We start from the raw sequence: 22,447 nt of genomic DNA on the forward strand, positions 1-22,447 counted from the left end.
GCGCGGGGGCACGGCCCGGCTTGGGCAGGGGGTAGGCGGTGGTGGTGGCGGAGTGGAAGGTGATGTTGCCCTCTGTCTTGGTGAACAGCTGGTGGACGTGCCCGTTGAGACAGGTGACGGAGGAAAAGCGGCGCAGGAGGGCGATGACCTTGAGGGCGTCGTCGGTGCTCCACCCCCACTGCGGGTACATCGCGAACAGCGGGATGTGGCTGAAGACCACGATCGGGGTGTCCGACGGCAGTCCGGCGACGTCCTTGCGGACGAAGTCGATCTGCTCGTTGCCGAGGTGGCCGAGCTTCTCCAGGCTCAGGGTGTTGACCAGGGCGATGAAGTGCACGCCGTGGGTGTCGAAGCTGTACCAGCCGTCGCCGAGCGTGCCCGTGCCGAAGGTCCGCCGGTAGGCGCGGCCCGCATCGCCGATGGAGTCGTGCTCGCCCGGTACGGTGAAGACACGGTCTGTCTTCATTGCTGCCATCATCTGCTTGACCTGGTCGAACTGCCCGGTCGTGGACAGGTGGGTCAGATCGCCACTGTGCATGACGAAGTCGGGCCTGAAGCCAAGCGAGTTGACCTGGTTGATCGCTTCGGTGAACGATCCGGCCACGTCCATGTTCGCAGGACCCTGGAACCCGATATGGCTGTCGGAGACCTGCACGAACCGCAGCGCGCCGCTTCCCGCGGCGGCGGCACTGGCCCCGGCGTTGGCGCTGGTGCCCCGGGCGTTGGCGCTGGTGCCCTGGGCGTCGGCGTTGGTGTCCCGGGCGTCGGCAACGTGACTGATCACCTCTCCACCGGCCACGGTCAGTACCACCGCGCCGCCGAACCACCCTGCGTGGCGGATGAGCTGGCGACGTGTCATACCGTGTTCGGTATCGGACCGGCCGGCGTCGTGGTCCGGCGCTGCGTCGTGGCTGTCGTAGTAGTCGGTCATCGGGTCACCTCCACGGTTGCGGTCATGAACGGATGGATGGTGCAGAGGTAGGCGTAGGTGCCGGGTTTGGTGAACGTGTAGCTGTAGGTGGCGTGGGTGGCCAGGGCGGCGGACTGCAACGGGCCGCCCGTTGCGGCGCTGGTGACGGTGTGGTCGTCGGTGTCCTGGTTGGTCCAGGTCACCGTCGTCCCCACCTTCACCTTCAACGTGGCCGGGGAGAAGGCGAAGTTCTTGATCGCAACGGCGTTCCCGGTCACCGGCGCGGCCGGCGCGCCCGCACGCGAGTGACTCGTGGGCATGCTCATGCCGGGCATCGGCGAGGCGCCTGGAGGGGTGCCCGCCGCCTTCCCCGGCCCTGTGGCACCGGGCATCCCGGCCGTTTGGTGCTGGCCCGGACCGGGTGTGACAGCGCCGGCTCCGGAGGGCGAGGAATGCGGCGACTGAGCGCATGAGCTGAGGAGCCCCAGCGCGCCGACGGTGGCGACGGTGGCAACGGCCAGCCCGGCCGCAACGCGTGATCGCCGGCCCGGTGTGCGGAAGTTCAGATGCATGGTGTTGGTTCCTGACTGGTCAGAGGGAGACGGGGGCTGCGACGGCAGGGCACAGGCAACCGCAGGGATGTGTGGTGGACGCCGTGTTCACGGCCTGTCGAGGTCGCTGCACGCGTCCGGCGCCGCGCAGCGCCGTCGCCGTGGCGTGCGCCGGGTACGGGCCGAGGCCGCGCGGTGGCGCCGGCTTCGATGTGCCAGAGCACGGCGAGCGTGGCCGGCGCCGGGAACAGATGCGTCGCGTGGTGTGTCCCGGTCGCCTGCGATCCGTCCTTTGGCACGTGGGGCATCGATGAGGAACTGCGTGGAAGCCGGCTTCTGCCCGGCTCCACGGACGGCGAGGGCCATACGGTTCGACATTTCTGCACTTTTGTGAGGTTTTTTGGCATCGCCGCAGATCGGTCGGCCTGCCCGGGCGCTGTGCACGCATGGTCCCGGTGATGTCGTGGGACCAGCCGCCGGCGCACCTCCCGGGACCATCACCGAGAGCTGCCTATGCGTCTCTGTGCGTTACAGAAAAAAGCCGTGCATGTGCGCGGTGATCGGCTTATGTCGCGGAGTTCCGAAAACGTGACCTGAAGACCGATCCGGATCGCTCCGCACGCCGTGTCTTGGGTAAAGGGACTCTTTCGGCCGCGGATGAGGAACCGCTGCGCACTGTGTACGCGGAGCACGCAGGACCCCTGTTCCACTACGTGCTGCGAGCGACCTCAGGAGATCGACAATGGGCCAAGGACGTGGTGCAGGAGACGCTGCTCCGGGCGTGGCAGCGTCCCGCCGCATGCGATCCGGCACGCGGCCCGGCCCCGGCATGGCTGCGCACCGTCGCCCGGCATCGGTCATCGACGCGCACCGGGCCCGGCAGGCCAGGCCTGCCAAGGCCCACGGCGACGTACTGGAGCGAGCCGCCGAAACTGCACCGGGCAAGGACAAGACCGAGCAGGCACCGCAGAACCGGGTGGCTGCCGACGCCGTGCGGACGCTGTCCCCGCACCACCGCGCGGTGCTGCCGGAGACCCACTACCGGGGCCGGACCATGGCGCCGGCCGCACGAGTGCCGGGCATCGCGCCGGACACCGTGAAGCCGCGGACGTACCCCACCTTGCACGCCCTACGACCGGCGCTTAAGGCGCGGGGGATCGAGCCATGACCGCGGCGTGCAGGAGGTGGCGACCATGAGTGCGCAGCACTACGCCCTCCGGCTGGCGCTGGGCGGATACGTCCTGAGCACACTGCCCCCGGCAGAAACCGAACAGGTGCGCGTCCACCTCACGGAATGCGACGAGTGCCGGGCCGAACACATCCGGCTGTCGGGACTGCCCCCGCTGCTCGCGGCGGTCAGCGCGACCGAGGCCGAAGCCGCGGGCCGGAGAGCGCCGGCGGCGCACGGGGAGCCGGCCGACCGGCTGGTGGCACGGGCAGCCAAAAGCACGCAGGGCCCTTCGCCCGCACGGCCCGTGGCGCCGGCGACGCCGGCACCACAGGCGGGCGCCCTGGACAGGCTGCTCGACCAGGCTGCAGCCCGGCGCCGCAGGACCTGGCGTCTGCAACTGGCCGGCGCCGCCGCCTCCCTGACGTTCATCGCGGCAGCGGCCGGCGGCACATGGCTGGCGGCTACCGGATCCCCGAGCAGCCAGGCGAAGCCACCCGGGGCGACCGCACCGGCTGCCTGGCGCACCTTCTCCGGAAGCGATCCCACCACCGGTGTCTCGGCCACGGTGAAGGTCTACCCCTCCGCCTGGGGCAGTGTCCTTGAGGTCTCCGCCAAGGGCGCGCCCGCCGGAATCACCTGCCGGCTGCAGGCGGTGGGGCCCGGCGGCGCCAGGACGGACGGCGCCACCTGGCGGGCGGGCCAGTACCCTCCCGGCACCACGATCACAGGGGCGGTTGCCATGTCCCCGGGAGCCATCGAGCACTTCGAGATGCTCACAGGCAACGGCCAGAAACTGGTCACCATCCGATCATGAGGCATTGACAACCGCCGCCATCACGCCGCGCTCCTGCTCCGCCCCCACCACCTGTCATTGCAAAGACTGTGCCGGCACCGGCGCAGCTCAGCGGCCCCGTCGCCGGCCGGCTGCGGTCCGCTTCCGCCACACGGCTTGGGCAGTGGCGGGCCGGCCACCCCGGGCCAGCACCTCCCGGTCCCCTCGCACCCTCCCCTCGGCTCCCGCGAACCGGCCTGGTCCTGGGTCGGCTTGATCCGTGAGTGAGCCGACGATCGCGCGAGGGGACCCAGCTTGTCCTGCCCGGCCGGGTACGGCATCGATCGAGCTCCGACACATGCGCGTGGGTCCAGCCAGGTCGCCGTACTGACGTGACCCACAAGAAATTACACAAAAGGCACGAATAGCCCGAACCGACGGGCATGTGCCATCCGTGGAACTGAATAACCGCGCCCATCAGGACCGGCCCACCAACCGCCCCGACGTTGCTGGCGCTCTCCCCCATTCCACGCTCCGCACATCCACAGAAAAGCCAGACGACCATGTTTGTGACCGATTCGCCCCGCCCGAGTTCGCTGCTCGACCAACCCTGCCGCCACCAGGCGTTGCTCACCCTGCCCGCGCAGGAGGCGCACGTCTCCGCCGCTCGTCACTTCGCGGCCGATCTACTCGAGACCTGGAGCGTGCCCACAAGCGAGCGGGACTCCGCCGTTCTCATCGTCGACGAACTCACCACCAACGCCGCCCAGTACGGCCGCGAACGCATGACCCTGGTGCTCGTCCTCGACCACGGAACTCTTCACATCGTCGTCACCGACTCCGGCATGACCGTGGAGCGCCCTCCTCGCGACATCGCCCCCGACGAACACGGCCGCGGCACCGGCATCGTCCAAGACCTCGCCCAGTCGACCGAGATCCACCAGACGCACGACGGCCGCGAGGTCCGCGCCTGCCTGAGGTGTCCGGCATGACCGGCCCGGGCATTCCGCGCGAGCTGCGGCGCCGCGTCACCCGACGACCCCGCGCGTGGGCCTCCGCGACCCAGGGGCCCTGCCCCATCGACGGTTGCCCAGGGCCGGCCCAGGTTCCCCTGCGGTCCGCGGCGCATCCACCGGCCCTCGATCGCGGCGGCCCCGACCACGACAGGGTGCTGTGTCGACGCTGCGGCGTCGGCCCTTGCGTACCGGCGGAGTGGTGACCGTGGACCTCACCCCGAACAGCCATGAGGACATCGGCGCCCCGCCTGCCCGCGAGGCGTACACCAACGCACCCGATCTGCACCGCGAGATGCACCAAATACTCGCTCTCGACGCCGAACGCGACGGCCGCCAAGCACCGACCGTCACCCGCCCCCCGCTCGACGCGACAGCCGCCGAACGGGCCCGGCTGCTACGCCGGGCCGCCCTCATGGACCGCATGGCCCTGAACGACCCCCGCCCCGGCCCCCTCGCAGCAGCCGCAGAAACCGCCGAACAACTCCTCCTGCACGACTGCCGCCATCCCCACCTCGTGGCCGGCCCGCACCACCCCGACGCGACCACGCCCGCTCCCAGCCGCCGCTTCTACGTCCGCCAGGAGTACGCCGCCTGGACGGCCGCCGGGCGCCCCGGAACCTGAACCGACACCGACCCGACCAGAAGAAGGACACATGACCGCCAAGGACATCAACACCCGGCACGCCCCCGCAACAGCCGGCCGACTCCCACGCCCGACCGCCAGGCGTGAAGATCGCGCCAGCCGGCAACAGGAACGGTCACGCCAGTCAAAGCCGATGAACGCACCGTGGCCGAATGCGAAGACGCACCGGCTGTTCCAGGTGCCCGAACGCAGGTGTTCCCAGGGGCGGCAGCTGGGGCTCCATCCGGCCCAAACGCCCCCGCACACTCCGCTGGCTGGGCAGCCGGCGCAGGTGGCCATGCAGGTCACAGGCGGCGAAGTGTGCCTGGCCACAAGCCCGCCTGCGGTCCGGCTCCCTGCGGTTGCGGCGGCGACGGGCGACGAATTCGCCCGCAAGGCCTGGCTGGACGACGCCGTGGGAATCTCCCGATGGCACGGGCGGCGGACACCGGTGACACCACCGTGCCCAGTGCACCGGGAAGCCTCCTCCCCGGCGCCCGCGCACGAGACCGCGGGCGCGGGCACGGACGCCGGACTGCCCGGCCACCTCCTGCGGATCGCCTTCTGCGACGACGAGTGCCAGCCATCCGTCGATGCAGAGCCGGAAGGGGAAATCCTCGCCCCATTGGCGAACGGGCAACCGTGCCTGACGCTTCCTCGGGCAGCGGCCGAGGCCCTGCGCGCGCCCGCAGAGCGCCGGGGCCATGCTCGGGGCAGCACGACACGATGCGCCGCGGACGCCCCCGTCCCCACCACCGCCTCGCACGAACAAGCGGCACGGATCGCCGAGACAGGCACGAAGGCCGACACGTTCGAAGGGGCGGTGTGACGATGTTCCGCAACGCGCTGGAACCCTGGCACCTGCTGATCCTGGTCGCGGTGCTGGTTTTGATCTTCGGCTCGAAGAAGCTACCCGACACAGCCCGGGCGCTCGGCAAGTCCATGCGGATTCTCAAGAGCGAGACCAAGGCCATGAACGACGACGACGCCTCAAACGAGCCACGCCCCGAGCCCGAGCCTGAACCTGCACCGGGAACGGGAACGGGAACGATCCCGGACGCTCCCGAAGACACCGCCACCGCCCGCACCGCGCCAGCGGACAGCACGACCAGCCGCTGAGACTGAGCCCGGTCGTGCGCGCCCTCGGCACATCCCCGCACGAGACGCTGCCCGAAGACCTGCCGGTCCGCTCACCTCTCGCACTGCCGGGCCGCCCGCATCACTGTCCGCGGTTTCGCCCGGCGCCCGGGCCGAAGCAGCGACCACGGTAAGTGGTGCCGACCCGGACAACCGCCTCCCGGACGCGCCACCGGCCGCAACCGGCGCCACGGCGAACCGTACTGACGCAGGGCCGGCAATCTCCGGCTCCGCCGCACGAGATGAGGACGTGGCGTGCCCCAATCGGCCCGCAACAAAGAAGAGGATCCCGAGCGGCGGATGCCGCTCGCGAAGCACCTTCGTGAGATCCGTAACCGGCTCGTCAAGGCCCTCCTTGCCATCCTGGTCGTCACGATCGCCGCGGCCTTCCACTACAAGGGCATCGTGAACTTCTCCACCAGGCCGGTACTGGACTCGGTCGGCTGCCCGACGTCCTTCGCCGATCTGGCCAAGCGGACCGCAAACACCACCTGCGCGCGGATCACGATCAATGGTCTGCTCGCGCCCTTCACCCTGACGCTGAAAGTGTCCCTCATGGCCGGCGTCGTACTGGCCTCGCCGGTATGGCTGTACCAACTGTGGGCGTTCGTTGCCCCCGGCCTGCACAAGCACGAACGGAAATACGCCTATGCATTCGTCTGCGCGGGCGTCCCGCTGTTCTGCGGCGGCGCCTTCTTCGCCTACAAGGTGCTGCCCACGACCGCGAAGGTATTGATCGGCTTCACCCCGCACGGGGTCGACAACCTGCTGCCGCTGGACGATCTGCTCGACCTCGTCACCCGCATGGTCGTCGTCTTCGGCCTCTCCTTCGAGATGCCACTGCTGCTAGTGATGCTGAACCTCACCGGAGTGCTGTCCGGACGGCGGATAATCGGCTGGTGGCGCGGCATGATCATGGGAATCACGGCCTTTTCGGCTGTGGCGACGCCGAGCACGGACCCGCTGACCATGCTGGCGCTGGCCGCGCCGATCTGGGTGCTCTATTTCGCCGCCGTTGTCTTTTCCCTTCTCAACGACCGGCGCAAGGCCCGAAAACAGGAAGCAGAACCCGGCGACCACGAGATCTCCGACCTCGACCTCACACCTCAGGACATCGGCGAGGTGGAACCAGTTTCCGCCAGCCAGGCCCTGCCTGCGCAGCCGGACACCGACGACCGCTTCGACGGTGAGACGACGTGACCTGAGGGGCCTTCAGCAGCCCCGAGGACTGGCGCGGTGGCCCGTGAAGGCAATGCCAATGACAGGCCGGCGCGCCGACGGGCGTCTACGCGCAGCATGATCACCGGGTACAGCTGACGGTGCTCCCTGGATTGACGCGCCCCGCCCTGCACCCCTTCACCCCCGCGCAGGCACGGTGCATCTCATCCAATCTGGAACGATCGGTCATTCCCAATGTTGGGCTCGATCACACCCTCCGCGCGCCGCGAGTGGCCTCACCTTCTGGGCGCGACGGAGGGTCATTCCGTAATGATCGGTAAGGAAACTGGGAAGCATGTCAGGGCTGCAGTCGAAGGTGATCGTCGTGACCGGCGGTACGGCCGGAATGGGTGAGGCGCTCTCGCGTCGCGCCGCCTCGGACGCCCGCCACCCGGTGCCGGGGCAAACACCCGGATCAGGTGGGACCCCGTTCACCCCTTCCAAGGACGCAACCACCTTCCGTCTCAGTATCAGGCTGTCCAGCCCGGAGGGGGAACTCCCATGTGGACGGAGTCCGCGATGTGGCGCCGTCCCGACGCCGACTCGGCCACGCCTCGCCCATTCGGGATAGATCGCCAGAATCTACGATAAAATTCTCTTGTGGCCGCATATGAGAATCTCGTCATGGCCAGTCAAGGGGATTCCGCCTGGATCACCCTGAATCGGCCTGAACGCCGAAATGCCTTGAGCTGGGAGCTGCTTCGCGAGTTGCAGAAGGCACTGACCGAGGTGGCGGGCTCGTCGGCCGTAGGGGTTGTTCTGGCGGCGAATGGACCGGTTTTCAGTGCCGGGCATGACTTCTCCGACGTGCTCGCACAGGACGCCAAGGGCATTCGGGAGCTGCTGCATCTGTGTACGGACGTCATGCGGCTTCTTCAGTCCGCACCGCAAGTGGTGGTGGCCAGAGTGCATGGTTTGGCCACGGCCGCAGGTTGTCAGCTCGTGGCATCGTGTGACCTGGCGGTGGCGGGTGAGTCTGCCGGATTTGCACTTCCCGGCGGCAAGGGGGGTTGGTTCTGCCACACGCCTGCCGTGCCGGTGGCCCGCTCCATCGGACGCAAGCGACTCATGGAGATGGCTCTCACCGGCGAGGTGATCGGTTCCCGTACCGCCCTGGAGTGGGGACTGGTCAATCGAGTGGTCCCCGACGGCGAACTGGACGAGGCGGTCGAGGAACTCCTCGCCCGGGCCAGTCGTGGCAGCGCGGCCAGCAAGGCGCTGGGGAAGCGAACCCTCTACGCACAGCTGGACCGTCCCGAATCCGACGCTTATGAGATCGCTTGCGAGGTCATGGCTGATGCCTCTCAGACCCCGGCAGCTCGCGAAGGCATTGCATCCTTCCTGGAGAAGAGGCCGCCGGTGTGGCCCGAGTGACGAATGAACGGAGCCCTGAGACGCCGATGCAGGATTCCACGTCGGTGCCGATGCTCATCATCGGCGGGGGGCCGTTTGCGCTGTCGGCGGCCGCGCTCGCCGGTGACCGAGGCGTGGATGCCGTCGTGGTCGGACGGCCGATGGGGTTCTGGTCCGAGCACATGCCGCAGGGAATGCTGCTGCGTTCGGGCATCGACTGGCATCTGGACGCCACCGGCGTCTACACCCTGGAGGCGTATCTGCGGGAACGGGCCCTCTCGCCCAAAGAGGTTGATCCGATTCCCGTGGAGCTCTTTCGTGAGTATGCCGACTGGTTCCGCCGGGCCAAAGGCATCACCCTGAGGCAGGACCTGGTCACGCGCCTCACCCACCGGGACGGCACGTTTCACGCAGAGCTCGACAGCGGCGAGCGGATACGCGCCGATGTCGTGGTCGCCGCGCCGGGTATCAGCTATTTCACCCGACTACCCGATTGGGGCGGCTCGATCCCGTCCGGCCGCGCGTCCCACAGCTGTGACCTGGTCCGCTTCGCTGCCCTGTCCGGGCAGCGTGTGCTCATCGTCGGAGGCCGACAGAGTGCGTATGAGTGGGCGGCTCTGATCGGTGAACACGGGGCGGCTCGCGTCGATGTGGTGCACCGCCATCCCATGCCCCGTTTCGCGTCGGTGAGTTGGACGTTCTTTGACGACTACCTCGAGGCCACGATGCGGGGTTCCGGATGGTGGCGCCGCTTGCCGGTTCCCGTACGGGAAGCAATCCTGGCGCGATGTTGGGAGGCCGGCCGCGGCACGCTGGAGCCGTGGCTGCCGGCGCGGCTCGATGCGGCCGACGTCCGGATCTGGCCGGAGACCGCAGTGGTCCTGGCGGAGCCGACAGTGGACGGCGGGCCGGTGCGGATCACGATGTCGAACACTCAGTCCCTGACCGTGGATCAGGTGATCTTCGCCACTGGATACGCGGCCGAACTGGCCCGCGTCCCGTTCCTGGCGGACCTGGTGGAACGCATCAAGATGCGAAATGGCTCTCCAGTGCTGGACGAAGCCCTCCAGAGCACCGTTCCTGGGCTGTATCTCACCGGCTTCTCCGCGGCGCAGGATTTCGGGCCGTTCTTCGGTTTCGTCAAGGCCGCTCCGGCATCCGCCGCCCTGATCATGCGCGACATGCTGGCACGTACGGGCTGAAGTGGCGCTCCAGTCTGCATCGAAGTTCACACGGGCCTGGGTCCATCTCGAACACGCATATGTGCGAGCCGGTGCCGCGTCGGCGTTTCGCTGCGACCGTCGCCGACTGTGGGCCCACGGCTGGCCGACGACCGCAGAACCGCGGAACGCGTTGGTGACGGGTCAGTTGGGGGCGTTGGGTCTTACGTGGGAGCCGCGAACTCCTCAAGGCCCCGCTGTGCCGCCGCCGGGTCCATCCACATGGCTTGCCAGGGGTGGCCGTCGAGGTCGACGAAGCTACGCGAGTAAAAGGAAGCCGTGGTCCTCGGCGCCATCCGCCTCAGAGCCGCCCGCGGCGAGCGCAGCGGCAGCGACCGCGTCAACCTCGTCGCGGGATGACACGCCGAGTCCACCGGCGTAAGCGGCCGCCCCCAGCGCGGATCGGTTCGCCGGCCTTGGACCGTCCATAAGTGGACCAGGCGGAGGCCAGGCAATGGGAGCACCAGGTGATGGACTCCACGCGGCTCAGCGACCCGCGCAGCACAACTCGCCGCCTGGCTTGGTGACATCAAGGCGCTCCGGGCGCACCTGCCGTCACAACGCCGCCTCCGCCGGCGGCGAGCGGCGCTCGCGGCGCCGGGTGCCATCGCGCCCGGGTTCCTAGTCGCCGTCGCCGCCCGTCCGGCTCAAGCTCCGGCGCCGGCTCCTGTCCGATTGACGAAGCAACTCCCCCGCAGCAAGCGTCACGGTCGCAACGACACGGACCCAGCGGGGTCCGCCGCGCTCCGCCCACACCACGCAGACGCACCCGCCGACGACGAGCGCCAGCACGCCGAGCATCACCACAACGAACATGTTCTCCATCTCCGCAAACAGAGGGCCCCGCCGACCCGTCACTTGGCGGACGCACCTCACGAGCTGTCGGTTCCCGATCCCACACCCCGCCATGGGCCCGCCACCGTTCCAGCAGCCCCAGCAACGGCGGCCCAGGCCAAGCGGCAGTAGGTGAGGCATCGGCCGTGCTGGCAGAAGGAGCAGGCGCGCCGGAAGCGCAGCTTCGAGAGCACCAGCTCGATGCACAGGCGCGGATCCGCCGATGGGTGGGATTTCCCGGCGCGGGCGCCAGTCACGGCGGGCGGTGCGCGGGCGAGGCTGGTCTCGGCCACGGGGCCGGCGAGACCATCACCACCGACACCGACCCGTACGGCTTGATCGGCGGGCAGAAAGGTGAACACGGCTGCGACGACCAGCGGCACGACAGCGAACACCGCTCCCCCACCCAGCTGACCCATCCCCCCGTCACCGTCATCTGCACCGGCCCGCGCGACGTGCTGGCTGCGCCATCCCATGATGTGGGTTCCTCGCCCTCCGTCAGACTCGTCGGGCGTGGGAAGCGAGGCGATCGGCGAACGCGATGACAAGGTCGCGCAGTTCATGGGGGCGCTCGACGACGAACGGCCGGTCGAGGGTTGCGAGCACCCGGGGCAACCAGTCGAGCCGCTCCGCCCGTAGTTCGACGCGCAGCCAGCGCTCGGTCTCCATGTCCTGGGCTGCCGCAGGCTCGGGGTGCCCCTCCAGGCTCGCGATGCCGGCGGGAAGGTGAGCACGGATCTGATCAACTGTCCCGTGGATCCGCAAGGTCACCTCATGCTGGTACTCGGCCGTGGCGAACCCTGCCAACACGCGCTGCGCCGGATCGGGACCCACGGGCGCTTCGAAAGAGCCGGGCAGGGTCCGCACGTCTGCGATGCGGTCGAGCCGGAAGGTCCGGTCCTCGCCGATCCGGGCATCCACGCCCGTGACGTACCACCGGCCCGAATGGGCGACGATCCCGTACGCGTGCAGCGTGCGTTCGCTGCGCCGTCCGTCGCGGTCGGCGTAGCGGATCGACAGCGGTCGGCGGTGGCGCACCGCGTCGGCGATGGCGAGCAGCACCGCAGCGTCCGGAGTGGCGAACTCGCCCGGCTGATCCGTGAAGGCGAGAGCCTCCAGGAGGGCGTCGAGCCGACGGGCGACGTGCTTGGGCAGCACCCGCCGGATCTTCGCCGATGCCGTCTCGTTCGCCGTACGCTCCGTCGTGGTCAGCCCTGCGCGGCGCCCGGCGACCAGGCCGAGCAGTACGGCCAGCGCCTCGTCTTCGCTGAGCATGAGCGGAGGCAAGCGGTACCCCGGGGCGAGCCGGTACCCGCCGTAGCGGCCGCGCACCGATTCCACGGGCACGTCCAGGTCGATCAGCTGGTCCACGTATCGCCGCACAGTGCGCCCTTCGACGCCGAGCCGGTCGGCGAGTTCGGCCATCGTCCGGGTGCCGCCCGACTGCAGCAGCTCCAGGAGTGTCAGCACGCGGCCGGTGGGGCGAGACATACTCACAGTTTAAGGTCTATACAGGACCGATTCTGTCCACTATTTCTCCTAGCCTGCGCAGTGCACGCCCTTCAGCACAGCCAAGGAGATCCCGTGGATTTCGTCTCCATCCGCATCATCACCAGCGACGTGGCCCGCCTCGTCGAGTTCTACGAGCGAGCCACAGGGGCGCGGGCGACGTGGGCCACCGCGGACTTCGCCGAGCTCGAGACCGCGGGCGCCACTCTCGCGATCGCCGGCACCCGCACCGTCCCGCTGTTCGCCCCCGGCTCTGCCCGACCGGCGGACAACCACAGCGTGATCACCGAGTTCCTCGTCGACGACGTGGACCGCGTTCACCAGAACCTGACCGACTTCGTCACCGACTTCGTCGGCGGGCCCACCACGATGCCCTGGGGCAACCGGTCACTGCTGTTCCGCGACCCCGACGGCAACCTCGTCAACTTCTTCACCCCCGTCACCCCAGCGGCCATCGAGAAGTTCGCACGTTGATGCCAGGCACAGCCGCGCACGCGCCGCTGAGCCCCGAAAGGATGACTGCGCTCGTGCCTGCGGATTGACGCCGGACGTCCGATCACACACCCACCCCGAGACCTTCGCTGAGCCGGACCACAGCGGACCGTGGCATCAGGAGCCGGGCTGACCAGGGCTCGCGGCGATCTCAGCGATCCATGCTTTTGTCCAGTTCTTCAAGGCGTTCGGGTCTCATGGTGATCGTCGCGGCCGCCGCCGATTTCCGCACGGTTTCCGGCCGGGTCGCCCCGGAGACCGCAATGAGGGACCAGCTCGCCATGTACCTGGCCGAGTCCCAGGGCGCCGGGCGGGAGAGCTGGCTGAAGGCCCTGGACACCATCGAACAGCTCGACCCGACCTCGGTCGTGTCGGGGTACAAGCGGGACGGGGATCCCGACAGCCCCGAGGACATCGCGCGCACCCGCCGCTACATCATGGACTTTTCAGCCGCGCGGAAGGAAGCCAAGGACGTCAACGCGCTGTACGAGGCGATGGTCAGTCGCTATCCCGATCGCGTCAACCGCGGCGTGCTGTGCAATTCCGCGAAGGCCGCCATGGCCTGAGCCGCAGATCCTGATGTCGGAGTTCGGCAGCTCACGGGACGACGCCTTCTCGGGGCGTATGTCAGATGCCGGGTGTCAATTCCTGTTCGGCCCAGACGATCTTCCCCTCGCCCGTCGCGTAGCGGATTCCGCGTCGATGTGAGAGCCGGTTGACCAGGAGCAGACCGCGGCCGTTCTCGTCGGTGATGCGGGCGTGGCGCAGGCGCGGAAGGCTGTTGCTGGTATCGGAGACTTCGCAGGTCACGAATTCGTCGCGAATGAGGCGGAGGCTGATCGGCCCCTCGCCATGTCGTATGGCGTTGGTGACGAGTTCACTGACGATGAGTTCCGTGGATGCCGCCAGACGTTCCAGTCCCCAGGTCGCCAACTGGCGCGCCGACACGGACCGGGCCCTGCCGACGGCAGCCGGGTCGGGAGGCAGGTCCCAGGAGGCGACCTGACACGGCCCGAGTACGTGGGTTCGGGCCATGAGCAGAGTGACGTCGTCGGCCGGCGGGTGCGTTGACAGGGCGTCGACGACGGCGGAGCACTGCTCGTCCAGCGGGAGGCCGTGCTGTGCCAGGACGGCCCGAAGACGGTCGGTCCCGGCGTCGACGTCCTGAGTCCGTGATTCGATCAGGCCGTCCGTGTACAGGGCGAGCACGCTGCCTTCCGGCACTTCGATCTCGATGGCTTCGAATGCGGACAGACCCACGCCGAGGGGAGTTCCGGGCGGGAGATCGGGGAAGGTGACACGGCCGTGCGGGTGTATGACCGCGGGCGGTGGGTGGCCGGCGCGTGCCATGGTGCATCGTCTCGTCACCGGGTCGTAGATGACGTACAGGCAGGTGGCCCACAGGACTTGAGTCGCCAGTTCCTGGACGCCGTCCTCCCGGGTGAGACGGATGATCAAATCGTCGAGGTGGGTGAGCAGATCGTCGGGGGGCAAGTCCAGGTCGGCGAGGGCCCGTACGGCCGTGCGCAGCCGGCCCATCGTCGCGGCTGCCTCGATGCCGTGCCCGACCACGTCGCCCACGACCAGTGCCACCCGAGCCCCGGACAGCGGAATCACGTCGAACCAGTCCCCGCCGACCCCCGCGTCGATGTCGGCCGGCAAGTAGCGCGAAGCCACGTCGACGGCGGATCCGCCCGTCAGGCGTTGTGGAAGCAGGTTGCGTTGGAGGGCCAGTGCGATGGCGCGTTCGCGCGTATATCGGTTGGCGTTCTTCAGGCTGACCGCAGCCTGCGCCACGATCTCCTCCGCGAGGAGCAGATCGCCGTCCTCGAACGGCACCGGGTTTCTCGAACGGGCGAAGGCCGCCACGCCCAACGCCTCGCCCCGTGCATGGATCGGCACGACCATGAAGGCGTGGATCCCGTACTCGTGGATCTTCTCGTCCCAAGCCGTCCCCCGGTGGGGACGGCCGTCGGGCAGAGACCGCAGGATCGCCCTGGACGGTGTTCCCGTGGACAGGACGCGGGCGTAGGTCGAGGTCGGTGGGACGGAGATCTCCTCCCCGGGCGTCCAGATGGCCTCCGGGGCCCCCGGGTTGACGGACGCCAGGCCCGCGCGGCGGAAGACGGGGGTCGGACCACCTACCGGAGCCGGGTAGAGCAGGGCGTCCTGGCCGAGTTGGACCGAGTCGGCCAGGTCGACGATCGCGAAGTCCGCCAGGAGCGGTACCGCGATGTCGGCCAGCTCCTGACCCGTCCGCGCGACGTCCAAGGTCGTGCCGACACGGCTGGCGGCCTCGCCTATGATCGCCAGGCGTTCGCGGGCCCGGTCCCTGTCGGCGCTGTTCACCCACATCGCGCACACGGCCGGCGGGCTGCCGTCGGGGCCGTCGAGGCGGAAGTACGACGCCGCGAAAGGGCCGTACGCACCGACCGCCGAGAGCCATTCCGGATACTCGAGGTCGATGGCCGAGGTCCCGCTCTGCAAGACCTGCCGCATCGCCGTCTCCAGCGCTTCGGACTCGGTGCTGGGCCGCACGTCCGACAGACGCCGGCCAAGCCGCGTCGCGGCAGGAATTCCGTCGAGGAGTTCCGCGGTGCCGTTCACCCAGGTGCAACGCAGCCCCGCATCGCGGATGCAGATGGCGACCGGTGCGCGACCCAGGAGCGAGGACGGCCTCAGACCTCCGGCCGGCGAAGAGAGCACGGCATCCGCCCGGGTCGCCGAGACGAGCCACCGGACGACGCCGTCCGCCCCGGACAGCCGGGAGAGCCGCAGCCCCACCTCGAGGGCGCGCCCGTCGATGTGGCGGAGCCTGACAGTGCCGGACCAGACATCCGGGGCCTGGGAACGCCGTGCAAGGGCGGATGCCGTCGTCCAGTCCGTGGCTGATGCCAGCATGCTCGCTGCTGGCCGCCCCATCGCCTGCGCCGGGGAATAGCCGATCAGCTGTTGGGCTGTCCGGGTCCACCACAACACGGCGCCTTCCCCGTCGATCACGGCCATCGGTGTGCAGACCACCTCGGAGACTTCGAGAGGTGCGGGAGGAGCATGTCCTTCGTGTGTTGTCATCGGAGAGACGTCTCCTGACTGGTATGTGCCTTCAACGAGCCGTCGACGCGGGCTGCGCCGGCTGGGCTTCCCCTTCGGCGACAGCGGTCCGGGACTCGGACCGGCCTGGACCTTCTGCCCTGTGATCCAGTAGCACGGCAGTGCTGTCCTCAGCGCCTTCAGCCGGACGCATCCACCCGCTGCGGTCAGTGTCCGGCAGGCGGGCCCGCCTGCCGGATGCGGACACCGCCGGACAGGTCGCGAGGCCCACTCCTGTGCTCATCGGGATCGCCTCGAGATCTGGAAGGTCGATGCCCCGCTGCCAGGGTGCCCGACTTCTTGGCCACGCAGATCCGTGTTTACCCGCAGGATCGAGCCCCGGTTTCGAGCGGCTCCCAGGCCCCGACTGCGGGTTTGCCGCAGATCTGCGGCCGGCGCGGCGCTGCGGCAGCGTGGTGCGGGACCGCGTCGGCGATGAGCCTTCGCCGCCGGTGTCCGGCAGCCGGGGGGCGCGACCTCCGGCACATCCTTGGACCAGGGCCCGGGCGGTCTTGCCCCCGCCGGCCTTGCCGGATGCACCTCGAACAGCGTGTCGGCCTGGTCCGGGCAACGCCGCACCTGCACCTGCACCTGCACCTGCACGCGTACCAGGCCGGGAGGAACCGCCGCTCAGGAGGTGGCGGGCAGGATGTTCTGGTTGGCGCGGAAGTTGTAGGGGTCGTAGCTGCGTTTGTTAGGTCCGTGTTGCGCTGGCACTGCACCCATGCCACGGAGTCGCCTCGTGATGATCGTGCACGTGGCCAGCCAGGCGCCTGGGTCGTCGTCGCTGGTGACCTCCTTGTTCCGCCACCACTCGTACAGTCCCGCGAAGGCCTACTGGTGGAACCCGGACGCGATCAGCGTCGTGCGCTGAGCGGCCTCGCCGGCTCGGGCGGAGGGTGGGCGAGGCCGCCCAGCCACCATGCCCATGCCCCCTAGCTAGTCGAGCGCGTCGAGACGGGAGGACGCGCCGGCGGGGCCGCGTGGGGCGCCCGCCCGGCCCTCACCACGTAACCGGGCGGGATGCTGGGGGTTACGGGCTGCGCGCCGCGCGGGCGGGCATCAGCAGGTTCCAGCCGACCCGGAGCCACCCCGTTGATCGTGACCCCGCGGCCGTCCACGGGCGGAAGGACGATGACGGACGGCTCCTTGACCGGGCATATATCCAGCGTGTCTCGCGCGGGACGCGGGTGCATTCTGGAGGTGCGGCTGTGGCTCCGCGGCACAGGATTCAGCCCTCGGGCGGGGGCGATGGCCGCTCCGTCACGCGATTGGTGGGTCCAGCGTTGCCTGCTCGCCACATCCACCACGCTCGCTGTGCCCGCTGCCGGTGACACCACCGAGGCCGGGCCGGACGTCGCCGACTGTGTGTGCTATCCGAGCCCACCGCCCGGGCCGTTCCAGGACCACCGCGCTTCATGCGAAGCATCCGTGGAGGCGGCGCCCCGCGGCAGGTATATGGCCAGGCAAGCCCGGGCAGGCGCAGGAATGACGGGCGGTGGCAGCTCCGGCTGGCTGGGCTAACCCGCGATTTCCGGATGCCGGTGCACAGCGCCAGGTTGGTGACGACAGTGCAGGAAGCATCGCCGTCAAGCGCCGGGCCGGGCCTGGAACAGCTTGCGCGGCTGTTGGAGAACGTGCTGCAGGACTGCAGGGCGTCTATCGGCGCGCTGTATCTCTTGCCACCCGGCGGCAAGGCGCTGGAGCTTGCGATGCTGTCCGGCGGCCCCCGGAAGATGGCGGCGCCATGGGCGCGGATAGCGCTCGACGACCCCATGCCCCTGGCAGATGCCGTGCGACAGCGGGGCCTGGTGTGGGTGGGGAGCCAGGAGGAGATGGCCCGTCGCTACCCACGACTGGGGTTCGTGCTGCCCTACGACTTCATGCTGGCAGCTGTCCCGTTCACCCACGGGGACACGGTCTGGGGCGGACTGGTACTGCTGTGGCCGGTCTGGCACCCACCCGCACTGAGCTCGCGAGAGCGGGACACGATCGACGACTTCTGCCGCCATGCGGGCCTGCTCCTACAGCGGGCAGCTGACGAAGGCCAGCCGCTGCTCGCCGAGCCGACACCACGGACACTGGCCCCACTCCGGCACACCACACCGGAACACGCAGACGCCCTGGCCGCACACCAGTTCACCGAGCGGCTCCCTGTGGGCTGCTGCTCACTGGACCTCGATGGTCGGGTGACCTACCTCAACGCCGCCGCCGCCGAACTGCTGGACGTCGGCGCCGCCCCGCTGGTGGGTTCCAAGCCCTGGAAGGTCCTGCTATGGCTAAACCATCCCGATTTCGAGGAACGGTACCGAGCTGCGGTCATCAGTCGCCAGCCCACCACCTTCACCGCTGTGCGACCGCCCGACCACCGGCTGTCCTTCCACCTCTATCCCGACGACTCAGGAGTTAGCGTCCACATCACGCCCACGCCGCAGGGACCATGCGGAAACGCCACCGCACTACCGGCGCAGACACCGCGAGGCGCAGCCGAGTCGGCCGGCGCGACCACCCTCTATCACCTGATGCACGTGGCGGCGACCCTCAGCGAGGCAGTACACGTCAAGGACGTCGTCGACCTACTGGCCGATCAACTGGTGCCCGGCTTCGGGGCCCAAGGGCTGGCCCTGATGCTGGCCGAAGGCGGACGTCTTCGGATCGGAGGTCACCGCGGCTACAGCCCTGAGTTCCTGGCCCGCTTCGATGGCAAGCCCCTGACCGAGCCGACACCACCCGTGCAGGTACTGACCAGCGGCTCGCCAGTCTTCTTCTCCAGCTACGCCGACTTCCAGCGCGCCTGCCCCGATGCTCCCCGCTACCAGGACCGCGATGCCTGGGCCTTCCTGCCCCTGATCGTTTCCGGCCGCCCCATTGGTCTGCTCGCCCTGTCCTACGACCGCTCACGCGCCTTCCCCACGGCCGAACGCGCCATCCTGACCTCGCTCGCCGGTCTGATCGCCCAGGTCCTGGACCGCGCTCGCCTTTACGATGCCAACCTCAACCTGGCCCGGACCTTGCAGGCCGGCCTACTCCCACAAGCCCTGCCCGCCATCGCCGGATTGCAGGTCACCGCCCGCTACCTGCCTGCCGGCCACGGCACGGACATCGGCGGGGACTTCTACGACCTCATCCGTTGCGGGCCCCAGTGCGCAGTCGTCACCATCGGCGACGTCCAGGGCCACAACGTCCAGGCCGCCGCACTCATGGGCCAGGTCCGCACGGCCGTCCACGCCCACGCCACCGCCCACACCCCACCGGGCGCCGTCCTCGTCCGGACCAACCGCCTCATCGCCGACCTCAACCCTGGCCTGTTCACCAGCTGCCTGTATGTCCACCTGGATCTGGCACGGCACAAGGCTCGACTGGCTACCGCCGGTCATCCCCCACCCCTGATCCGACACCCCGACGGCCGCGCCGAGGCTCTGACCTTGACGCCCGGCATCCTGCTCGGGGTCACTTCAAGCGCCAGCTACCCCACCCTCAACATCCCCGTGCCGCCGGGCACGGTCCTCATCCTGTACACCGACGGTCTCGTTGAAGCTCCAGACACCGACATCGACCACGCCACCGATCGCCTCGCACGGCACCTCACCGAAGCCAGCGGCACTCAAGACGTGGACGACCTCGCCGACAACCTGCTCGAGCACGCCATGCCGGCCGTTCCCGGAACCGACGACATTGCCCTCCTCGTAGCCCGCATCACGTGACGACGTCGGCGATGTCAGTGCTGACACGTTTGCTCCGGACCACGGCCAGCCTAGCGTTCCCGATTGTCTGGCTGACCTGCGGAGATTCGCGTGATGCGGCCCGTAAGGCGGTGCGCGGGCATCACCGTGCCACGGGACCGGTGCTGGAGTGACGGAGTAGCAGCGGGCCGCACGGCTCCTCGTGGCGGGGGCAAGGAAGACCTCCCGGCATGCCGGACTGCTGAAATGCGCGGGCGGCAGGACCGCCATGACGTACGGGACCAGTCGCGAATGCTGGAGCAAGGCCACCAGGACCATGCGCTCGGCGTGCTTATCACGAGGAACAGGCTCGGCCGGCGGCTGATCAGGGTCGTAAGTACCGACCAAGGTCTTGGACATGGGCGCCTCACGGATGGGCAGAGCACGGACTCAACAGCTACGACGCTGCCGGAGCGGCAGCGTCGACCGCAGCGGGATGCCGGTAGCCCCGCCTTCAGGCGGAGGCGACGGTTCCTGCCTGTGCGCGGGTTAGGGATCGGGGAGCCGGTCGCGGATGTACTGGCGGTGGCGAACCGGGTCGAAGGGCTCCCATTCGGTGCGCGTGTGGTCTGCGGCCGCCGCACGGGACGGTGCCGGACCTCAGCCGGCTGCGAAGAAGTCGAGGTAGGCCTGGGCCAGAGCGGTCGGGTTCTCCAGCGCGACGTTGTGACCGGCCGCGGGGATGACGACGCCGTGGACGTCGTCGGCCACTTGCGCCATCTGTTGTGCTACCGCTTCCCCGAGGTATTCCTCGGCTCCGACGGCCAGGACCGGGCAGCTGAGCGGGTCGGCGTAATGCGGGCGGTTCTGTTCGGCGTCGGTCTGCCGGGCGCGGTACATCTCCAGGATGGCCCTGGTGCCGCCCGGCTGCTCGGCCGAGTGCACGATCTCGTTGACGTCTTCCTCGGCCAGCGCGCTGGGGTCCCACATCTGGCGGCGGGCGTAGTACGTCCAGAAGGGCCGTTCCCGTCCGGCCAGCAGCAGTTCGGGGATGTGCGGCAGGCTGAAGAAGCTGAAGTGCCAGCCGGTGCGGCCGTCGTCAGGGGCGAGCGAGGGGTCGGGGCCGCCGCCCGGCATTCCCGGGCCGACCGGAAGTCCCGGCAGGAGCGTTTCCTGGAAGACCAGTTGCCGCACCCGGGGCCGGTGAAAGGCGGCGACGGCATAGGCGATGGCCGCGCCCCAGTCTTCGCCGGCGACGCGGAACCGGTCGAAGCCGAGGTGGGTGGCGAGTGCGGCGACGTCGGTGGCCATCGTGGAGGTGTCGTAGCCGCACAGGGGGCGCTGGGAGCTGCCGGCACCCCGGTTGTCGAGCACGATGACGGTGTAGTGCGGGGTCAGCAGCGGTACAACGTGACGCCAGTAGGCCATGGTCTTCGGCACGCCGTGCACCAGGAACACCGGCTCGCCGGTGCCGCCGATCGCGTAGTGGATCTCCACACCATTGACCTTGGGCTTGCCGTGTATGAGCCGGACTCCGGCGTGGTCAGTGAGGTTCACCTCAGTGACCTCCTTCTTCTTCTCATGGACTGTGCCGGCGCAGACCGTGTGGCGGATCTTCCGGAGCGGCGCTTCTTGGCCGCCGTCCAGCCGCGGTCGGCGTGAAAGCTTCACCCCCATGCAACCGCGCCTCCATCGCCGCTGGTGTCCATGCGTCGTGCTTGCCCCAGATGGAGTCCATCTGACGATCAGATGGTGGCAGCGCGGGCGCCTCCGCAGCCGCGCCGCTCCGGGTCGGCAGGGCCCCGGTCGCCGATGGGCGGCGAGTCAGCCGCCCGTCGAGCAGACGCGCAGCAGCTGATCGGCGAACCGCGCCGCTGCCGGGCTGGTCTCGCCCGCCGGGGGCAGCATCAGGTGGATGTGCCGCTCCAGACGCAAGCCCTCGACCTCGACGAACCGCAGGACGCTGTCCGGGTCGGTCAGCACCGGGTACTGCAGGCCGGTCGGAGCGAAGCCGATGCCGACGCCCGCGCCGACCAGTTCGAGGAACAGTTCCCAGTCGCCGACCTCACAGACGACCCGGCGCTGGATCCCCTCGGTGGCGAACGCGGCGTCACTGAGAAGGCGGGCCGTCCACCGCGGGGGCACCTCGACGAACCGCTCGTCGGCCAGTTCCGCGATGGTGACGTCGGACCGCTCCGCCAGGCGGTGATCGGCACGGCAGACGAGGCGCAGCGGCTCCCGCGCGAGGCCGGTCATCCGGATGCCGGGGACCCGGCCGACCGCGGGTCCGATCACACAGTCCAGCTCACCGGTCCCGACCATCGAGATCATCGTCAGCGCGGGCCCGTACTGGAGGCGCAGGTCGATACCGGGGTGATCGCGGGTGAACTCGCCGAGGTAGGAGGCGAACGGCACCAGATGCTGGGCGGAAAGCCCGACGCCCAGACGCAGGGTGCCGATGAGCACGTCACGGGTGTGATGCACGGCCTCTTCCGCCTGCGCGGCGCTGATCACGGTCCGGCGTGCCGGGCCGACCAGGGCTTCACCGGCCGCGGTGAGCCGGACCGGCCGGGTCCCGCGGACATAGAGGGGCGTGCCGAGTTCGCGTTCGAGGGCCTGGAGCGAGTTCGACAGGCCCGACTGAACGATGAGCTCCCGCTTTGCGGCGCGGGTGACGCTGCGCTCATCGACCAACGCCAGAAAGTGCCGTAGCTGTCGGAGTTCCATCGGCCGCCACCTCCAGGCCTGCATTGCAGTGCATCTGGACAGTTCCATCTGTCGGACAGATGCAGCCTATCTCGGCACGCTGCCGCCGGATCGCCATCGAGGTTCCGACCTGCGTGGTTGACACCGTCGAACCGGTAAGGAACACCATCAAGGACAGGGGATT

At 69.2% G+C, this 22,447-nt stretch carries 21 protein-coding genes and 2 pseudogenes; 14 read left to right on the forward strand and 9 right to left on the reverse strand.

Translation table 11 applies throughout. The features are described 5' to 3' along the window. Both PV350_RS19525 and PV350_RS19530 read right to left on the reverse strand, forming a co-directional pair. On the reverse strand, positions 1 to 931 hold a 931-nt coding region (locus tag PV350_RS19525; RefSeq protein ID WP_500335092.1), incomplete at its 3' end, for a metallophosphoesterase family protein. Further along, on the reverse strand, positions 928 to 1,236 hold the full coding sequence (locus PV350_RS19530; RefSeq protein WP_500335094.1) for a plastocyanin/azurin family copper-binding protein: 309 nt from the start codon (positions 1,234 to 1,236) through the stop codon (positions 928 to 930). The genes PV350_RS19530 and PV350_RS19525, both read right to left, overlap by 4 nt. Positions 1,237 to 2,174: 938 nt before the next feature. Between PV350_RS19530 and PV350_RS19535 the strand changes: the two are divergent. The 10 genes and pseudogenes from PV350_RS19535 to PV350_RS19580 all read left to right on the forward strand — a co-directional run. After that, a pseudogene (locus PV350_RS19535) lies at positions 2,175 to 2,258 on the forward strand (sigma-70 family RNA polymerase sigma factor); the annotation flags it as partial. Positions 2,259 to 2,260: 2 nt separating this feature from the next. Then, the gene (locus tag PV350_RS19540; protein ID WP_499517077.1) at positions 2,261 to 2,629 is read left to right on the forward strand and encodes a sigma-70 family RNA polymerase sigma factor; all 369 of its coding nucleotides are present in this window, start codon (positions 2,261 to 2,263) and stop codon (positions 2,627 to 2,629) included. Between the two features lie 25 nt (positions 2,630 to 2,654). Continuing rightward, positions 2,655 to 3,446: a zf-HC2 domain-containing protein gene (locus PV350_RS19545; protein ID WP_500335096.1), complete on the forward strand. Its 792-nt coding sequence runs from the start codon at positions 2,655 to 2,657 to the stop codon at positions 3,444 to 3,446. Between the two features lie 527 nt (positions 3,447 to 3,973). Beyond that, positions 3,974 to 4,396: an ATP-binding protein gene (locus tag PV350_RS19550; RefSeq protein ID WP_500335097.1), complete on the forward strand. Its 423-nt coding sequence runs from the start codon at positions 3,974 to 3,976 to the stop codon at positions 4,394 to 4,396. A gap of 229 nt (positions 4,397 to 4,625) precedes the next feature. Continuing rightward, positions 4,626 to 5,042, forward strand: a complete 417-nt coding sequence (locus PV350_RS19555) for a hypothetical protein (RefSeq protein WP_499516523.1) — start codon at positions 4,626 to 4,628, stop codon at positions 5,040 to 5,042. A 31-nt stretch (positions 5,043 to 5,073) separates the two neighbouring features. Continuing rightward, on the forward strand, positions 5,074 to 5,871 hold the full coding sequence (locus tag PV350_RS19560) for a hypothetical protein (protein ID WP_500335099.1): 798 nt from the start codon (positions 5,074 to 5,076) through the stop codon (positions 5,869 to 5,871). Positions 5,872 to 5,873: 2 nt separating this feature from the next. Then, positions 5,874 to 6,161, forward strand: a complete 288-nt coding sequence (gene tatA, locus PV350_RS19565; RefSeq protein ID WP_500335124.1) for a Sec-independent protein translocase subunit TatA — start codon at positions 5,874 to 5,876, stop codon at positions 6,159 to 6,161. A gap of 318 nt (positions 6,162 to 6,479) precedes the next feature. Continuing rightward, on the forward strand, positions 6,480 to 7,379 hold the full coding sequence (tatC, locus tag PV350_RS19570) for a twin-arginine translocase subunit TatC (protein WP_499517056.1): 900 nt from the start codon (positions 6,480 to 6,482) through the stop codon (positions 7,377 to 7,379). 618 nt (positions 7,380 to 7,997) lie between these two features. Next, positions 7,998 to 8,771 carry an enoyl-CoA hydratase-related protein gene (locus tag PV350_RS19575; RefSeq protein ID WP_500335101.1) on the forward strand — a complete coding sequence of 258 codons (774 nt, stop codon included), beginning with the start codon at positions 7,998 to 8,000 and terminating at the stop codon, positions 8,769 to 8,771. 26 nt (positions 8,772 to 8,797) lie between these two features. Then, complete coding sequence (locus PV350_RS19580) at positions 8,798 to 9,952, forward strand: NAD(P)-binding domain-containing protein (RefSeq protein WP_499516519.1); 1,155 nt, start codon at positions 8,798 to 8,800, stop codon at positions 9,950 to 9,952. A 639-nt stretch (positions 9,953 to 10,591) separates the two neighbouring features. Here the strand turns inward: PV350_RS19580 and PV350_RS19585 are convergent. From PV350_RS19585 to PV350_RS19595, 3 genes are read right to left on the reverse strand one after another with little or no spacing between them, the layout of a single operon-like run. Continuing rightward, a complete protein-coding gene (locus PV350_RS19585) occupies positions 10,592 to 10,795 on the reverse strand; it encodes a hypothetical protein (RefSeq protein WP_499516517.1) in 204 nt (67 codons plus the stop codon). A gap of 47 nt (positions 10,796 to 10,842) precedes the next feature. Beyond that, positions 10,843 to 11,280: a hypothetical protein gene (locus tag PV350_RS19590; RefSeq protein WP_500335127.1), complete on the reverse strand. Its 438-nt coding sequence runs from the start codon at positions 11,278 to 11,280 to the stop codon at positions 10,843 to 10,845. 22 nt (positions 11,281 to 11,302) lie between these two features. Then, entirely contained in the window at positions 11,303 to 12,295 is a 993-nt protein-coding gene (locus PV350_RS19595; RefSeq protein ID WP_500335104.1) for a helix-turn-helix transcriptional regulator, read from the reverse strand. 93 nt (positions 12,296 to 12,388) lie between these two features. On the opposite strand from PV350_RS19595, the gene PV350_RS19600 reads away from it, so the two are divergent. Together PV350_RS19600 and PV350_RS19605 are read left to right on the forward strand one after the other, a co-directional pair. After that, complete coding sequence (locus PV350_RS19600) at positions 12,389 to 12,787, forward strand: VOC family protein (protein WP_500335105.1); 399 nt, start codon at positions 12,389 to 12,391, stop codon at positions 12,785 to 12,787. 215 nt (positions 12,788 to 13,002) lie between these two features. Further along, complete coding sequence (locus PV350_RS19605; RefSeq protein ID WP_500335107.1) at positions 13,003 to 13,371, forward strand: hypothetical protein; 369 nt, start codon at positions 13,003 to 13,005, stop codon at positions 13,369 to 13,371. A 61-nt stretch (positions 13,372 to 13,432) separates the two neighbouring features. Here PV350_RS19605 and PV350_RS19610 read toward each other — a convergent pair whose 3' ends face one another. Beyond that, positions 13,433 to 15,877, reverse strand: a complete 2,445-nt coding sequence (locus tag PV350_RS19610; RefSeq protein ID WP_500335109.1) for a SpoIIE family protein phosphatase — start codon at positions 15,875 to 15,877, stop codon at positions 13,433 to 13,435. A gap of 760 nt (positions 15,878 to 16,637) precedes the next feature. On the opposite strand from PV350_RS19610, the gene PV350_RS19615 reads away from it, so the two are divergent. Together PV350_RS19615 and PV350_RS19620 are read left to right on the forward strand one after the other, a co-directional pair. Continuing rightward, positions 16,638 to 16,769, forward strand: a complete 132-nt coding sequence (locus PV350_RS19615) for a hypothetical protein (RefSeq protein ID WP_500335111.1) — start codon at positions 16,638 to 16,640, stop codon at positions 16,767 to 16,769. Between the two features lie 688 nt (positions 16,770 to 17,457). After that, positions 17,458 to 19,599, forward strand: coding sequence for a SpoIIE family protein phosphatase (locus PV350_RS19620; protein ID WP_500335113.1), 2,142 nt, complete (start codon positions 17,458 to 17,460; stop codon positions 19,597 to 19,599). 201 nt (positions 19,600 to 19,800) lie between these two features. Here PV350_RS19620 and PV350_RS19625 read toward each other — a convergent pair. The 3 genes and pseudogenes from PV350_RS19625 to PV350_RS19635 all read right to left on the reverse strand — a co-directional run. After that, positions 19,801 to 19,977, reverse strand: a pseudogene (locus PV350_RS19625) (DnaB-like helicase N-terminal domain-containing protein); the annotation flags it as partial. A gap of 240 nt (positions 19,978 to 20,217) precedes the next feature. After that, complete coding sequence (locus tag PV350_RS19630; protein ID WP_499516510.1) at positions 20,218 to 21,114, reverse strand: alpha/beta fold hydrolase; 897 nt, start codon at positions 21,112 to 21,114, stop codon at positions 20,218 to 20,220. A gap of 267 nt (positions 21,115 to 21,381) precedes the next feature. Continuing rightward, the gene (locus tag PV350_RS19635) at positions 21,382 to 22,284 is read right to left on the reverse strand and encodes a LysR family transcriptional regulator (protein WP_499516509.1); all 903 of its coding nucleotides are present in this window, start codon (positions 22,282 to 22,284) and stop codon (positions 21,382 to 21,384) included. Positions 22,285 to 22,447: the final 163 nt, after the last annotated feature.

Origin of the sequence: Streptomyces sp. PA03-6a (assembly GCF_033792765.1) — a bacterium.
Lineage (GTDB): Bacteria > Actinomycetota > Actinomycetes > Streptomycetales > Streptomycetaceae > Actinacidiphila.

What these genes read in the sequence shown, in the direction of transcription:
- PV350_RS19530 (WP_500335094.1), bottom strand. Translation starts at nt 1,236, where the DNA reads ATGAGCATGCCCACGAGTCACTCGCGTGCGGGCGCGCCGGCCGCGCCG.
- PV350_RS19540 (WP_499517077.1), top strand. Translation starts at nt 2,261, where the DNA reads ATGCGATCCGGCACGCGGCCCGGCCCCGGCATGGCTGCGCACCGTCGC.
- PV350_RS19545 (WP_500335096.1), top strand. Translation starts at nt 2,655, where the DNA reads ATGAGTGCGCAGCACTACGCCCTCCGGCTGGCGCTGGGCGGATACGTC.
- PV350_RS19560 (WP_500335099.1), top strand. Translation starts at nt 5,074, where the DNA reads ATGACCGCCAAGGACATCAACACCCGGCACGCCCCCGCAACAGCCGGC.
- tatA (WP_500335124.1), top strand. Translation starts at nt 5,874, where the DNA reads ATGTTCCGCAACGCGCTGGAACCCTGGCACCTGCTGATCCTGGTCGCG.
- tatC (WP_499517056.1), top strand. Translation starts at nt 6,480, where the DNA reads ATGCCGCTCGCGAAGCACCTTCGTGAGATCCGTAACCGGCTCGTCAAG.
- PV350_RS19580 (WP_499516519.1), top strand. Translation starts at nt 8,798, where the DNA reads ATGCAGGATTCCACGTCGGTGCCGATGCTCATCATCGGCGGGGGGCCG.
- PV350_RS19585 (WP_499516517.1), bottom strand. Translation starts at nt 10,795, where the DNA reads ATGGAGAACATGTTCGTTGTGGTGATGCTCGGCGTGCTGGCGCTCGTC.
- PV350_RS19590 (WP_500335127.1), bottom strand. Translation starts at nt 11,280, where the DNA reads ATGGGATGGCGCAGCCAGCACGTCGCGCGGGCCGGTGCAGATGACGGT.
- PV350_RS19595 (WP_500335104.1), bottom strand. Translation starts at nt 12,295, where the DNA reads ATGTCTCGCCCCACCGGCCGCGTGCTGACACTCCTGGAGCTGCTGCAG.
- PV350_RS19605 (WP_500335107.1), top strand. Translation starts at nt 13,003, where the DNA reads ATGGTGATCGTCGCGGCCGCCGCCGATTTCCGCACGGTTTCCGGCCGG.
- PV350_RS19610 (WP_500335109.1), bottom strand. Translation starts at nt 15,877, where the DNA reads ATGACAACACACGAAGGACATGCTCCTCCCGCACCTCTCGAAGTCTCC.
- PV350_RS19635 (WP_499516509.1), bottom strand. Translation starts at nt 22,284, where the DNA reads ATGGAACTCCGACAGCTACGGCACTTTCTGGCGTTGGTCGATGAGCGC.